Genomic DNA, 13,874 nt, shown 5'->3' on the forward strand with positions numbered 1-13,874 from the left:
AGGTAGGTGCTAGGCCCCAAGCTTCGTCGCTGCGGTCGGCACGCCATCCGGGCTCAGTTGCCGCCGCACTGTCGTGCGGTTCGCGCCATCGTGGCGCCGGCAAAGGCCTCCCTCCGGACGAAACTTAGGGCCTAGCACCTACCTGCAAATCTGTACTGGAATCAAAATCATGACGGATATTTTAAAGCCTCTTTGAGATTTGCGTCGTTTCATGAGCTTGAGAGGGGCCGAGTTTGGCTACCCTGTCCGAAGAGAGGCCTTCAGCGGGGCCTGGATGGCCCGAACCGGCGAAGCCGGCGCTGATTGAGCCTGGATGGCGTGCCGATCGTAGCGACAGGGTAGCCAAACTCGGCCCCTCTCAAGCCCCCGATCGAAGCCCATCTTTCGTCGAGGGATTTCAAAATTTTCCTAGTGAATTCGCGTCAATGACGCATCTAGAAATTGACCCCTTGCCTTGCCGCTTTGAGGAATTTAGGGCTATTCTCATAGGCTATGGTTACACAAATTCTGACAAAAATCTTTGGAACAAAACACGACCGTGAAATGAAAAAGATCCAACCACTTGTGGATCGAATTAATTCTTTGGAGCCAAAAATGGCGGCTCTCACGGATGATCAACTCAAAGCCAAGACTCCTGAATTTCAAGAGCGTCTCAAGAAAGGCGAAACTGTCGATGACATTTTGCCTGAGGCCTTTGCGGTTTGTCGGGAAGCTTCAAAACGTGTGTTGGGAATGCGTCACTATGACGTGCAGTTGATCGGTGGGATTGTTCTAAATCGCGGAAATATTGCCGAGATGAGAACCGGGGAAGGTAAGACCCTCGTGGCGACACTGCCTGTGTATCTCAACGCGCTCACTGGCCGTGGTGTTCATGTGGTGACTGTGAATGACTACTTGGCTCGTCGTGATGCGGAGTGGATGGGACGTCTTTACGGATGGTTGGGTCTGACAACAGGGATCATTGTCCATGGTTTGAACGATCAACAGCGTAAGCAAATGTATGCCAGTGACATCACATACTGTACGAACAACGAATTAGGTTTCGATTACCTTCGTGACAATATGAAGTTTGATTTAGCTGATTATGTTCAGCGCGGTCACTACTTTGCCATCGTGGATGAGTGTGACTCCATTTTGGTCGATGAAGCGCGGACGCCGCTTATTATTTCGGGTCCTGCCGAATCATCCACGGAAAAGTACCATGCCGTGAACGCCATCATTCCTCACTTGAAGCGTGATGCGCACTTCACGATGGAGGAAAAAACCAAAACGGCGTCTTTGACAGACGAAGGGAACGCGAAGGTTGAAGAGCTTTTAGGCCTTTCCAATCTTTATGATCCTCAGAATATCGAAATCCTTCATCACGTTTACCAAGGTTTGAAGGCGCACTATCTTTATCGTCTTGATGTTGAGTACATGATTAAAGACGGAGAGATCGTGATCGTCGACGAGTTCACGGGTCGTTTGATGCCGGGACGTCGTTGGAGTGATGGTCTTCACCAGGCGATCGAAGCTAAAGAGGGTGTCGAGGTTAAATCTGAGAACCAAACTTTGGCGACGATTACCTTCCAAAACTATTTCCGCATGTATGACAAGTTGTCGGGTATGACGGGAACTGCTGATACGGAAGCGGTGGAGTTTAAGAAGATTTACAAACTTGATGTGAATGTGATCCCGACGAATCGTCCTATTCAGCGTAAAGACCAAGAAGATGTGGTTTATAAGTCTGAAAAAGCTAAGTTCAAAGCGATCACGACGGACATTAAAGAAAGAACCTCTAAGGGTCAGCCTGTTCTTGTCGGAACGGCATCTATTGAGAAGTCAGAAGCTTTGAGCGCTTTCTTGCGTAAAGAGGGCATCAAACATGAAGTTCTCAATGCCAAACATCACGAGCGCGAAGCGGAAATTGTCGCGCAAGCGGGTCGTAAGGGAGCCGTGACAATCGCCACAAATATGGCCGGTCGTGGAACTGACATCATGTTGGGTGGTAATGCCGAGATGTTAGCGAAGGCGGCCGTGGGGAATGATGATTCTCCAGAATATCTTGAGGCTTTAGCGAAAGTGAAAGCGCAAGTTGAAAAAGAACGTGAAGAAGTGAGAACTTTGGGCGGTCTTTATATCGTGGGTACGGAAAGACATGAGTCTCGTCGTATTGACAATCAGTTGCGTGGTCGTGCTGGTCGTCAGGGAGACCCCGGGGAGTCTCGTTTCTTCCTTTCTTTGGAAGACAACTTGATGAGAATCTTTAACGGTGAACGCATCCAAAAAATCATGGAGATGTTGAACATTCCTGAGGATGAACCGATCACTGCTAAAATGGTTACCAATGCCATCGAAGGCGCACAACGCAAAGTCGAAGGTCACAACTTTGATATTCGTAAAAATCTGATGGAGTACGACTCTGTCATGAACCAACAAAGAAATGCGATCTACGGTATGCGTAGAAAGGTTCTTGAGGGGCAAGAAATCGAAAGAACAACTTTGGATTGGTTGGGTGACGTTGTTTCCAATCTTCTTGATACCTATGTTCCTGAAGAAGGTAAAAAAGAAGAGTGGAGCATCGAGGGACTTAATAATTCTTTGGCGCAGACGTTCGGCTTCAAAGTTGATTTCGAGAAAATGCCGATCAACTCTGACACGGTCACTGAAGCGGTTAAAAATGGCGTAAAAGAAGTTTTTGAGCGTCAGAAGTCTTCAATGGGCCCTTTCTTTGAACAAGTTCAAAAGATGATCTTACTTCAAAGCATCGATCACCACTGGAAGAACCACTTGTACGTGATCGACAAACTCAAAGAAGGTATCGGTCTTCGTGGGTATGCTCAAAAAGATCCTTTAATTGAGTATAAAAAAGAAGCCTTTAAAGCGTTTGAGACTTTGAATAACACAATCAAGAACGACGCGATCGAAAAGGTGATGCGTGTCCAGTTGGTCGCGCAGCAATCCGAAGAGCAAGTTCTTGAAAGCCTTCGTCCTGAAGAGGCTGACTTGGATGAATTGGATTATTCGTCTCCTTCAGAGTCTGACATCGGGCATACGTTGCCTCAGGTGGATGGTTCTGAAGAGCCTGCAAAGCGCAAGATGACTTTCCAAAGTGGCCCTCGCGATGATCGTCCGATGAATCGTGAAGAGCGCCGTCGTTTGGATAAACAGGGTAAAGGAAAAAGATAATTGATTCCATGTCCGAGTTGCCAACAGCCGGTAGAGATTCTGGAAAAACACTTGGGGACCTTATTCACTTGTCCCCATTGCAATGCAGTTTACTTTATTGATTGGAGTGGGCAGCCGGAGACAGCTCAACATGAGTCGGACCCTTCGGAACCGACTCATGATTTTGGGCCGGCGACAGACTTTCAAGGTGGCGCTGATTTTCAAGCGGGCACTGAGTTTCAACCCCCTCCCCAACAAGATTTTTCTAGTTTTGAGGGTTCTCAAGATTATGCAGCTCCCGTGGAGCCTGCTTTCGGTGGGGAGATTCCGCAAGAAGTGCCTGAAGAGATGGCGCCCCAAGAAGATCCTTACTTAGCACCTGCTGATGTTATTCCTCCGGGAACTGAAATTGAGACTCCTGCGGCGAGTGAAGAAGAAGCCCTGGGTGAAGTTCCCTATGATTTTAGCCAGACGCTCGATTCAGTGAATGCTCCAGAGCCCATGTCTTCCGGGACACCAGACACGGCCGACTTTTCTGATGTGACTGATTTTGCCAACGCCAACACGTCGACGGGACCTTTGGCATACTCTGTGGTGATCGAGGGCATTGAGTCCAGTCATCTTTTAATGCAGCTCAAAGAGGCCATGACGGATTCTCGTTTTGGCTGGGATGTGACGAGCCTTCTTTCTGGAGTGGGTGGAGGACGATTGGTTTTGCGAGGTTTATCCCCAGCTAAAGCCTCTGTCCTTATCAACCGAATAAAGTATCTGCCTTGTAAAATTTCTTGGAGGCAAGATGTCCTTTCTGGTTCCTAAGATTTTGTTAATCTTTTTGACGATCACGTCTTTGGCTTTCGCTAATGAGGGCGGGGGCACGGCTAAAGCCCCGGAACAAAAAAAAGAAGTGAAGTCCAGTGAAGAGACCTTTGCCGTCGTACAAGCTCGTGTTCAGGGGTTGGAAGCAAAGATCCGCTCTGCCGAAGGGGAAATTGAGAAGCTGATTGTTGAAAAGCAGCATACGAAGGACACGCAAAAAGTGAATGAGATCATTCGTCAAATGATTTCAATTCATCGTGAACTTGAGCATCATCTCAAAGAGTATGATCAACAAAGAGCTCTTTTGAAATATCGCTATCCAGAAAAGGGACAAGCCGAAAAACGAGAATATGAACGTATTGAGCTCAAATCCATTGAAGAAATGGAAGGGCAGATGTCGCTCACGTCCTCAGTAAAAAGAACGCTTAAAAAGGTGCGCTCGCAGTATGAAACTCCTGAGGCGGAGGGTGGGAAATCCCCCCATGGGGACGAGTCCGTGGTCAAACGGAATAAAAAAGATCCTTCAAGCCCTTCCAGTCTGACAGAGCCGGTGATTCTGAAAAAATGAGTCGAGAGCTCGCTCGTTTGTGTCAAAATGAAACAAAAGAAAGTGGCGGCCTTTCTGAGATCCGAGTAAACTGATAACTTAGAGAGATGGGGGAAGTATGCTCCGATATTTGGCTATTCCTGTCGTTTGTGTGAGCTTATTCACGACAGCGTGTCAGACATCTATGCTAAAGCAATTTGGCGAGGTAAAGCCTGGCATGGAAAAAGATGATGTCTTGGACCTTATGGGAACCCCCATCCGCACTCAGCGTACTCAAGGTAAAGATCGATGGACGTATGTTTTCTACGACAATCGAATTCGTTTTGAAAAAGAAGTGCAGTTCTTTGAAGGTAACGCCATCTATGCCGGCGACATTAAGCAACCTGATGCAGTAAAAACCGCTGCCGCGGTGGATCTGGTTCATGAAGCCAAGAATCGTGAAATTGACGAGCAGATTGCCCGTGACGTTGAGAAATATCGACGTGCTTATGAGGTCTACGAGTCACAAGTTAAGGGCGACGACAAAGTTCGTTATGTCCCTACATTTGAGCCTATTCGTTAGAGGAAGCCTTGACTGTTAAGGGTTCCCCCAAGACGGAAATCACTTCGTATCCATTGATTTGCAAAGTGTCCTCCGGATTTTTTCCGTACAGTTTGACTCCCACCCAAGTCCACTCCGTGGGCCAGAACTCAACGGCATTTCGGAAGTAGATTTGTATTTTTTCCCGAGAGCCAGGGAGTTCCGATTGAAATTCATACTGACTTAAAGGGCTTGCCACAATTTTTGAGAATGGAATTGGCAAAGCCTCGATATGCCTTTGATCGGCGCTAACCTGACAGGGGCCCCGCACCACCATGTGTGGAATTTCCCCAGAGAAGGCCACCCCTTCGGCAGCAAAAATCAGATCTATAAGAGGGTATTCGTCGCAGACAAAAACTTTATTGCCACTTTCATTTTTGGTCAGAAATAAACCAAGAGAAATGCCAGGGCCGACATTGGTTTTCACCAGAGAAGCTTCTTTGAGAAGCTGATACTTAAAAGCTTTTTTAAACTCTTCAGGGCTTGCGTCCGAAAGATCATGATCTGCAGTCAAAGCGATGGGGTCCGTCTCTTGATCCGAGGCCACTTGTCGCTGGGGATTTAATTTCTTCTCAAGAACCGTAACAGCAAACGGAAGAGCTGCCAGCAGAAGAATCAGACTCATCATGCGCGACATTTTCTGTAAAGGCGTTTTTCTTCTCATTTTAATACTCGCACTTTATGGTTTCGCGATCAGCCGTTGTTAAGGTATCTCTTTTGATCGCGCCGCTTAAGACGGACCACATAACACTGGGAATGGTGCTTCGATGTTTGAGTCCAAGCACATGTCCTAACTCGTGAATAAGAAGACTTTCAAGATGGACATCGTAAGGGGTCGTGGGACTTTCGATAAAAAAGTTGAAATACTTATTATTGATAGCCACGTCGGACTCGTAAATCTGCGTCCCTTTCCAATACAGATTTGTCAGACCCTGCATGTTTTTTTGGTTGTCCGACCACTCGCGCAGCCAGTGAACTGTGTTCTGAGTATCTTTTTGTGCCGTCTCTGGCAGAAGGTTTTCTGTGTGAACAAATCGAAACAGGGTCATGCCAGCAGACTCATCCCAATGATGTGCTGCCTTTTTTAAAGTGTCCTCATACTCGGGGGGATAGTCTTTGTGGAGCTGCAGGGTGATGGGAATATTCTTTTTCCAAGAGACGCGTTGGCCATAAGCATTCTGGACAAATCCACAATCATTCTCGGCGGCACTGGCCAGATGTTCCTCATCCCCGGGCCCAACAGAGGGCCCCTTCTGGCATGAACAGAGCGCCAGCAAGGAAAGGGTGAAGATGATGTATTTGTTCATAGAATTTAAGTTTACACGAGTTCGAGTCGTATATGTTGAGGACTTTTTGAAAGCTCGACGAAGGTTTGTGCCTCGACATGGAAATGCAACAAAATTTTGTTTGCACACTTGGGGGGTCTCCTCATAGAGTTGGGAGGATGATTATGGAGCTGGTCTTCTCATTTCTCTTGAATACCTGGAAAGATTTTCCAGAGATGAGCGCGTGGGCGGACGAGCACTTGGGGGGCACTCATTCCTTGATTGAGGGAATTAAGGAAGAAGAGCAAATCTTCTGTATCCTAGAGAAGAACCATCTCTTGTCTTACGATGGGCGACGAAAAAAACAGCTGAAAATCAAAATTCCTAAAGAATGCGAACGTTCCGGCCTCAAGATGGCGGCTTTTGACGAGATCGATTTTACCAGTGAAAGTTTAGCCTCGCAGAACTATCAGGGATCGTGGGATCAAAAAGTGGACGTGCGAATAAAGGGACAGAAGCCTTTTACTTTGTATGTGCGACAGGACAAAAAATACATCGGGGCTCATTCCACAAAAGGCTGGTCGATGTGGATAGAAAGAAAAGCCGGACATCTTCGTTATGAGTTTGTTGATCAAAAAAGGACGACTCATTTTCGACTCAAAGCCAAGGGGGATCTAAATCCTCTCAAAGGCGGTATTGCCCATCTTCACGAACTTGAAGCACTGTATGTATGCCGAGATGGTAAAAAAGTGCAACGGGCCTTGGCGATCTTTGGAGCCGCGAGCGAGGGCTATCGCAAGGTGGCTTACCAACGCCTTGGTGATTCTTGGACGCCATCTTATGAAGAATGCTCCCGAAAGAAGTCTTGCAAGGATCCCTTGCGAATCTCTTTGAGTGAAGAAAAGGTAGAAAAATTCAGTGATATTTCGTCAAAGAGCTATCTGGATTTTATAGAAAGAGGTCAGCCGCTGTCGTTTATGAAAGTGGAACCTGAAGAGCTGGTTCCACCGATGTCCATATTTAGATAGGGAGTTAGAAGTAAGAATCTCCCCAATCAATCAAGGTGCTATTAATCCATGAAATGCGTTCTCGCTGAGTGATTCGTCGACCTTGTTTCAGAAAATTCATCACTTCGTTGCGCAGTTCTTCGGCCGTGGGTTCGTGAAGAATCAATGCTCCACTTTCTGTGTCGTGAATAAAACTTCTTCTATTTAGGTTCACACTGCTGATAAAACTTAGCTTTCTGTCAATCACCAGAATTTTGGCGTGCATGATGGATTTGTCATTCGTCCACTCGTAAATTTCGACATTTTGAAGATGGCGATTGATGCCTTCTTTGTTCACGTCCTCGGCGATCTGTGGTGTACCATCTCCGGCCAAATGAATACGAGTCATCACCTTGACTTTCACTCCTCGCTGAACGGCCCTATCAAGGGCGGCGCTGATTGCGACCGAGGGGCGAAAGTAAGGAGTCGTTAACAACAACTCCGATTGGGCGGAATCGAACATATCAATATAGAATCGCTCCAACTGATATCCGTCGAAATAGGGTAAAGACATAATATGTCGGACCAGAGGCGTCTGACTTGGTAAAGCGCGAAGGCGGGCGATCTGATCCGAGTCGGCCTCGCGGGTGATGTTAACATTGGTAGAACGGAAGCGTTGAGTTTCAGGATCTCGGGTCCAGAACGACAACATTTGGGAAAGGACTGACTTAACGAATGAATATCCTCTCAACTCCACTTCGAAATCATCATAATAGATATAATCCTCTTCGCCTGCGCCGTAGTTCTTAAGGTATTTGTAGGCTTTATAGACGGGGGTATCGCTGAAGATATAAGAGTCGCGAATATTTCTTCCACCCGTGATAAGAAAGTTTGCTTTAGGATTCGACGAGGAGTGGCCGATGATCAACTTGGTATGGTTGACGCGATGAAACTTATCCAGCCATCCGCCATCGGCACGATCAGAGAGGCGGTATTTGTAGTATTGAACTTTCACGTTGGGCATTCCGACCTGAAGCCATTCTAGAATCTGTTTGTCTTTTTTTGTCATGGTGACTTCGGGAACAAGGATTCTTACTTGAGTGCCTTGTTCGGCGTGATAGCGAAGGGCCCGAGCAATGATCATCCCATAAAAATCAGCCGAGAAATTTAGTGAAGACACCCAGATGATATCAAAGCGAGGAGCCTTGGAGAAATCAAGATGAGCCATGGGATTTTTGCTGTTGAAGTCCTTCCTTTGAAGGGGAGAGCCCGTGAGTGAAAGCACTTTTTGATTCATCGAGATATAGGGGTCTCTAAGATTGACCATCTTGTCGAAGCTTTGAGGGCAGGTTGTGAAGCTATAGTCTTGTTGCCAGAAAAAGCTTGTGACGTTGTTGCCAAAGTCTCCTTGGGGACGTGCGCAGATATCAATTTGGTTGGTGAGTTTAATCCACTCTGTAGAGACTCGGGATAGATCTATGAGTTCAAATCCATGGGTCCATGTCGAGGACTTTTCGGGATCAAAGAATTTGAATTGGCAGTGATTTACTCGTGGCGTGAACTGAACACGGACCTTTTGCGCGTTGACGTTGTTGTAGTACCAATTGAATTCATAGACTTGGCCCGTTCGTTCGCCCCCGAAGAAAAGAAATCCTGACTTGTAGATAATGTCCCCGTCGCACTCCAGTCGGGCTTTAAGATACTTTTGGCGTCGTTCATCCTGATCCTGGGCCAAGGGGGTATTTTCCACAGGAAGGAGATTGTCGAATCTAAGAGTGTAGGATTCATAAAAGCGATGTTCTAAAGGGAACGGATTTCGGGGCAGTTTATTGAGTTCAAAATCCTCAAGATTTTTAATCTCCATCACTTCTTCTTTGGCAAACAGACGATTTCGAAAAGTGCCTTCGAACCAGGGTCCCAGTCCGGACCATTCTCGAAGTTGCAGTTTGGAGGATAATTGATTGGCGTGAAATTTTCTTTCGCTGAGAAGGATTTCGATTTGGGATCGAGTCTGGGGGTCTTTCACAAGATTGAAATCGAAAGGGCCCGGAGGGGTGTTGGAGCTGGAGGGGTTTTGAAAGATCTGCTGACGAACCGTCCAGTCATTATTCCAAAATTTAGAAAGCTCAAGGTCAATTTCTTGAATGCGATGCACGCGATCGCTATCGAACATCTCTGAGCTTGGCGATCGTTGGATGTTAGTGCAAGAGGTGAGGGTCATTAAAAATATGAAACAGATAACGAACAAATTCATTATTTTTTAATCGGTATCTAGGCAAAAAAATTTAGCTTTTTGATTCGGGGATCTCATATTGAGACGGAGATTGAAGAGAGTCGTCCGTCGAACATTTCGTGCATGAAGCAGATCGCTATGAAAGTCTGGGGATACAAGAATAAAGAAAGCCTCTCTTGTTTTTGAGAGGCTTTCTTAAGAAGTCGCTTTCAAGGATTCGGTATTAATGGAAATCAGCGATTTCGTCGTTATCACGAATGAAAGTCTTAAAATCGGGCTTTACAAAAGCACTTTCACGAATGACCCCTTCTTGGCAGCCCGCCAAAGTGCCTTCGTTAACGCCATCATATTCACAATCCCCCAAATACCATGCGCGTTCAGAGTAAGTGATCTTATAGGCCACTAAAGTGCTGGAATAAAAAATCCCCACGACACTATCAAGTTGAGTATTTCCTTCAGAGTAAAAGTCCCCTTCAAGAATTGTATCAATCCAGATATTGGCTTGATCAACAGCTACTTTTTGCAAAGCGAGTAAATCACGATGAGAAAGAAGCGCACTTCTTTTGCCATTTTTGTAAATGACAGTTTGATAGAACGGCTTTGTGCATTTTTCTGCGCACGCTACTTTGTAGCTTTCAATCAAATCATAAAACTTACCGGCGCCAACGAAATGGTCGTCAGCTTGGGCACTGAAAGAGAAGGCGAGGGCCAAAAACAGGCCAAGAATTTTGTGAGTCATGGAAATGACCTCCTGTGGCCCCCTATATAGACCTTAGGGGCCGAGATGTATAATTCAAAATACTTATGATGTTATGCATTTCTGAGTCCCTAAGAAGGGATCTCGGCCAACTTTCTTTTAAGGATCTTTCCGCTATCGCCTTTGGGGAGGGCGGCTAAGAACACAAAATGCTTGGGTATTTTGAATTTAGCAAGATTTTGAAGGCAGTGAGATTGAAGTTCCTCCACCGTCAGTGTGTCGCTATGGCGAACCACAAACGCCTTGCCCACTTCGCCCCATTTTTCATCGGGGACACCGATGACGGCCGCTTCTAAAACCCCGGGGTGAGCACGAAGAATCTGCTCCACTTCCGGTGGGTAAACGTTTTCTCCGCCTGAAATGAACATGTCTTTTTTTCGACCGACGACATAGTAGTAGCCCTCGGAATCGCGTCGCACGAGGTCTCCCGTATAGAGCCATCCTTCTTTGATGGTTTCTTGAGTGGCTTTGTCGTTATGCCAATAACCGTTCATGCACATCGGCCCGCGCAAGACCAATTCTCCGACTTCATTGTCCGGAAGTTCTTTTCCGTCATTGTCGACGACTTTGGCTTCAATGTAAAAATTAGGGAAGCCGATGGAGCCAATTTTGCGAATGGCGTCTTCTTCGTTCAAAGAAAACACGTTGGGACCGAATTCAGTCAGGCCATAACCTTGGCGAATCGGAATTCCTTTTTTATCCCAAGTCTTAATAAGTTCTAAAGGCATCGGCTCGCCACCAACAATCGCGTACCGAATGCTTGAAAGATTCGAGTCGTTAAACAGAGGAGATCGAGCCATCATTTCCATGGTTGTCGGCACGCCAAAAAGAATGGTGGCTTTTTCCTGTGCGCTCAAGGCCAAGATTTGATCGGCATCGAACTTCTTAAGGAAAACAACCTTGGCTCCACGATGAATGAAGGGAGTCGTCAAGACGTTCCATCCCCCCGTGTGGAAGAAAGGCAAGAAGATGACGGTGCAATCAGTCTGAGAAATATTCAGGCGCAATGTGGTGTTGATCGAGTTCCAAAAGAGCATTTTGTAAGACAAAATGGCGCCCTTCGGAGCCCCCGTGGTTCCTGAAGTATAAAGCACCATCACCGGGTCGTTTTCAAGGGACGTGAACGGATACTCCTCGTCAGAGCTATTTTCCAGTTGGCTTGCAAAGCTGTTTTCGCCTTGGAAAAGAAGCTGGGTGGGTTTGGAAGAGGCGGGAAGATTCTCAACAATGCCACGATAAGCTTCTTGGAATAAAATCAATTTGGGAGATGAGTCCGTGATGATGTGATCCACTTCCCGTTGGGTGAGGCGGAAGTTCACGGGAACAAGAATCGCTCCCAATCTTTGCAAGGCAAAAAACAAGAAGACGTATTCAAGTTCGTTGGTGGCCAGGACCGCAACGCGATCCCCTTTGCGCACTCCGTACTCGTTGTGAAGGAAATGGGCTCCTTGATTGGCTAGTTTAAAAAGTTTTGCATAAGAAAATTCGCGCCCCGTTTCGCCATCTTTAACGGCGATATTTTGAGGTGAATAAAGTTTCCAGCGTTTTAGCCAATCTAGTTCCATAATACCCTCTTGTTAAGTTCCTATGTATCGTATCCCCACTCTAGGGCGAGAGCAGCCATGCTCATACCACCGCCAGAGCCCAACATAAAGACCAAATCCCCTTTTTTCATTTTCTTCTGTTTGGCGGCGTCAGCGATCGCCATGCCAATAGAAGCGGATCCTGTGTAGCCAAAACGATCCATGATGTAGTGAGCGCGGTCGCGCGGAAGCTCAAGCTTATCCAACGTTTCATAAATGCTTTGAACGTTAAACTGAGTGATGAAGAAATGTTTGATGTCCAAAGGCTTCTTTTGCAAACGTTCGAGCAAAATGTTGGTGAGGCGCGGCCAGTGAATGCCGTTGGTTTCAGGGGGAATGCGTTTTGGGAACGCCAAGAGGTGCCCCTTGTTCTCGATCACTTCATGAGTGACAGGCTGAGCAGTTCCTCCAGCGTAGATGCCCATGTAGTCGTGGTAAACGCCTTCTGTGAACATTTGGCTGTCGATAAAACCTTGAGTGTCTTTAGCAGGCTGCAAGATGACAGCGCCGGCACCATCAGCGAAAAGAGACGCAATCTTGTAGTCGTCAAAATTAAGGTACTTACTCATTCCATAAGCGCCAACAACCAATACGTTTTTGTATTTGCTGTCTGCGGCGATATATTTTGAAGCGATATCGCAGCCAACGACAAAACCAGCGCAAGCTGTGTTGATGTCATAAGTTCCCGCATTCACAGCACCCATGCGATAGGCCACCACGGAGGCGGTGGAGGGGGAAAGATAGTCCGGCGTATCAGTTGAGACGATGATGAGATCAAGGTCTTTCGCGGTGATGCCCGCGTTTTTCATCGCCTCTTCCGCAGCAGGAATAATCAGATCTGACGTGCGTTGGTCTTCTCGCATCCAGCGGCGTTCATGGATATTTCTTTGTTCAACTAAGAACTTACCGATGTCTTTCTTGTAGAGGTCATTAAAGTACTGATTAGAGATTACACGCTCTGGCGCGTACATTCCGGTTCCGACGATTGTCGCTGCTCTTGTTTTCATCGTTTTTCTTCCTTTGAGGCCCATTTTCAGAAAAAGCCTCTGCGATTTGGCTCATCTACAAAGCATTTTTGGCAATTTGGCAAGAAAAGAAATATAGAGTAACAACTCTATTCACAGAGCGAAAAAGTGCGATTTCCTTTGACGGCATCGGGCTGCGCCGATAATCCCACTGTATGAAAAACATTAATTTCAATTTTCAAAATAAAAATGCAGTCGTTACCGGAGGCGCTTCTGGTATCGGTTTTCAAATCACTCAAAGCTTCCTTGAGGCCGGTGGAAATGTTTCTATCTGGGATTACTCTGAGCAAGCATTGCAAAACGCGAAGACAGAGTTGTCAAAGTACGGAGCTCAAGTTCACGTCGCACAAGTGGACGTGACCAATCGTGATTCTGTCGCGAAGGCGGCGGCCTCTTTGCCGTGGGCTGTGGATATTCTTGTGAATAACGCGGGTATCACGCGCGATAAGTCTTTCGCGAAGATGATGCCGGAAGACTGGGATGCTGTGATTAGCACAAACCTCACCGGTCTCTTTAACGTGACTAAAACTTTATTAGAGAAATTCAACCCTGGTTCTAACCACAAGCGGATTATCAACATTTCCTCCGTCGTCGGGTTGTATGGAAACTTCGGCCAAACTAACTACGCCGCAGCAAAATCAGGTGTGATTGGGATGTCTAAGACCTGGGGTAAAGAGTTGGGCCGCAAGGGCTTTACATCGAATGCGATTGCTCCTGGCTTCATTATGACGGCCATGACAAAGGCAATGCCTAAGGAAGTCCTCGAAGGTATGGCAGCCAAAGTTCCTGTGACTCGCCTTGGTGAAACTGAAGATATTGCAAACGCATGTTTGTTCTTGGCAAGCGAACAGGCAAGCTATATTAACGGCACTGTTTTGAGTGTCGACGGTGGTATCGTCCTCTAGGGCGATCCCCAATCCTAAACGGAGGCTTTT

At 46.7% G+C, this 13,874-nt stretch carries 12 protein-coding genes; 6 read left to right on the top strand and 6 right to left on the bottom strand.

The annotated features are described in order from the left end of the window. The first annotated feature begins 492 nt into the window (after positions 1 to 492). From secA to bamE, 4 genes are all read left to right on the top strand, one after another. A complete protein-coding gene (gene secA / locus ACM64D_RS00935; RefSeq protein ID WP_415061300.1) occupies positions 493 to 3,168 on the top strand; it encodes a preprotein translocase subunit SecA in 2,676 nt (891 codons plus the stop codon). Beyond that, entirely contained in the window at positions 3,169 to 3,963 is a 795-nt protein-coding gene (locus ACM64D_RS00940; RefSeq protein WP_415061301.1) for a hypothetical protein, read from the top strand. It abuts the gene before it with no gap. Further along, positions 3,944 to 4,531, top strand: coding sequence for a hypothetical protein (locus ACM64D_RS00945; RefSeq protein WP_415061302.1), 588 nt, complete (start codon positions 3,944 to 3,946; stop codon positions 4,529 to 4,531). Before ACM64D_RS00940 ends, ACM64D_RS00945 begins: the two co-directional genes overlap by 20 nt. A 163-nt stretch (positions 4,532 to 4,694) precedes the next feature. Continuing rightward, positions 4,695 to 5,072 (top strand): outer membrane protein assembly factor BamE, encoded by a 378-nt coding sequence (gene bamE, locus ACM64D_RS00950; protein ID WP_415061303.1) that lies wholly within the window; start codon positions 4,695 to 4,697, stop codon positions 5,070 to 5,072. Here bamE and ACM64D_RS00955 read toward each other — a convergent pair. Together ACM64D_RS00955 and ACM64D_RS00960 are read right to left on the bottom strand one after the other, a co-directional pair. Continuing rightward, entirely contained in the window at positions 5,062 to 5,754 is a 693-nt protein-coding gene (locus ACM64D_RS00955; RefSeq protein WP_415061304.1) for a hypothetical protein, read from the bottom strand. The two genes, bamE and ACM64D_RS00955, sit on opposite strands and share 11 nt — an antisense overlap. Before the next feature lies 1 nt (position 5,755). Further along, positions 5,756 to 6,397, bottom strand: a complete 642-nt coding sequence (locus ACM64D_RS00960) for a matrixin family metalloprotease (RefSeq protein ID WP_415061305.1) — start codon at positions 6,395 to 6,397, stop codon at positions 5,756 to 5,758. Between the two features lie 143 nt (positions 6,398 to 6,540). Between ACM64D_RS00960 and ACM64D_RS00965 the strand changes: the two genes are divergently transcribed. Then, on the top strand, positions 6,541 to 7,383 hold the full coding sequence (locus ACM64D_RS00965; RefSeq protein WP_415061306.1) for a hypothetical protein: 843 nt from the start codon (positions 6,541 to 6,543) through the stop codon (positions 7,381 to 7,383). Positions 7,384 to 7,387: 4 nt separating this feature from the next. Here the strand turns inward: ACM64D_RS00965 and ACM64D_RS00970 are convergent, their stop codons facing one another. The 4 genes from ACM64D_RS00970 to ACM64D_RS00985 all read right to left on the bottom strand — a co-directional run bounded on the left by ACM64D_RS00970 (position 7,388) and on the right by ACM64D_RS00985 (position 12,921). Beyond that, positions 7,388 to 9,595 (bottom strand): phospholipase D-like domain-containing protein, encoded by a 2,208-nt coding sequence (locus ACM64D_RS00970; protein ID WP_415061307.1) that lies wholly within the window; start codon positions 9,593 to 9,595, stop codon positions 7,388 to 7,390. Positions 9,596 to 9,797: 202 nt separating this feature from the next. Next, positions 9,798 to 10,313 carry a hypothetical protein gene (locus ACM64D_RS00975; protein WP_415061308.1) on the bottom strand — a complete coding sequence of 172 codons (516 nt, stop codon included), beginning with the start codon at positions 10,311 to 10,313 and terminating at the stop codon, positions 9,798 to 9,800. 89 nt (positions 10,314 to 10,402) lie between these two features. Further along, the gene (locus ACM64D_RS00980) at positions 10,403 to 11,896 is read right to left on the bottom strand and encodes an acyl-CoA synthetase (protein ID WP_415061309.1); all 1,494 of its coding nucleotides are present in this window, start codon (positions 11,894 to 11,896) and stop codon (positions 10,403 to 10,405) included. A 20-nt stretch (positions 11,897 to 11,916) separates the two neighbouring features. Next, positions 11,917 to 12,921: a ketoacyl-ACP synthase III gene (locus ACM64D_RS00985; RefSeq protein ID WP_415061310.1), complete on the bottom strand. Its 1,005-nt coding sequence runs from the start codon at positions 12,919 to 12,921 to the stop codon at positions 11,917 to 11,919. Positions 12,922 to 13,094: 173 nt separating this feature from the next. On the opposite strand from ACM64D_RS00985, the gene fabG reads away from it, so the two are divergent. Continuing rightward, the gene (gene fabG, locus ACM64D_RS00990) at positions 13,095 to 13,844 is read left to right on the top strand and encodes a 3-oxoacyl-ACP reductase FabG (RefSeq protein ID WP_415061311.1); all 750 of its coding nucleotides are present in this window, start codon (positions 13,095 to 13,097) and stop codon (positions 13,842 to 13,844) included. Positions 13,845 to 13,874: the final 30 nt, after the last annotated feature.

Origin of the sequence: Bdellovibrio sp., from assembly GCF_047637665.1 — a bacterium.
Lineage (GTDB): Bacteria > Bdellovibrionota > Bdellovibrionia > Bdellovibrionales > Bdellovibrionaceae > Bdellovibrio.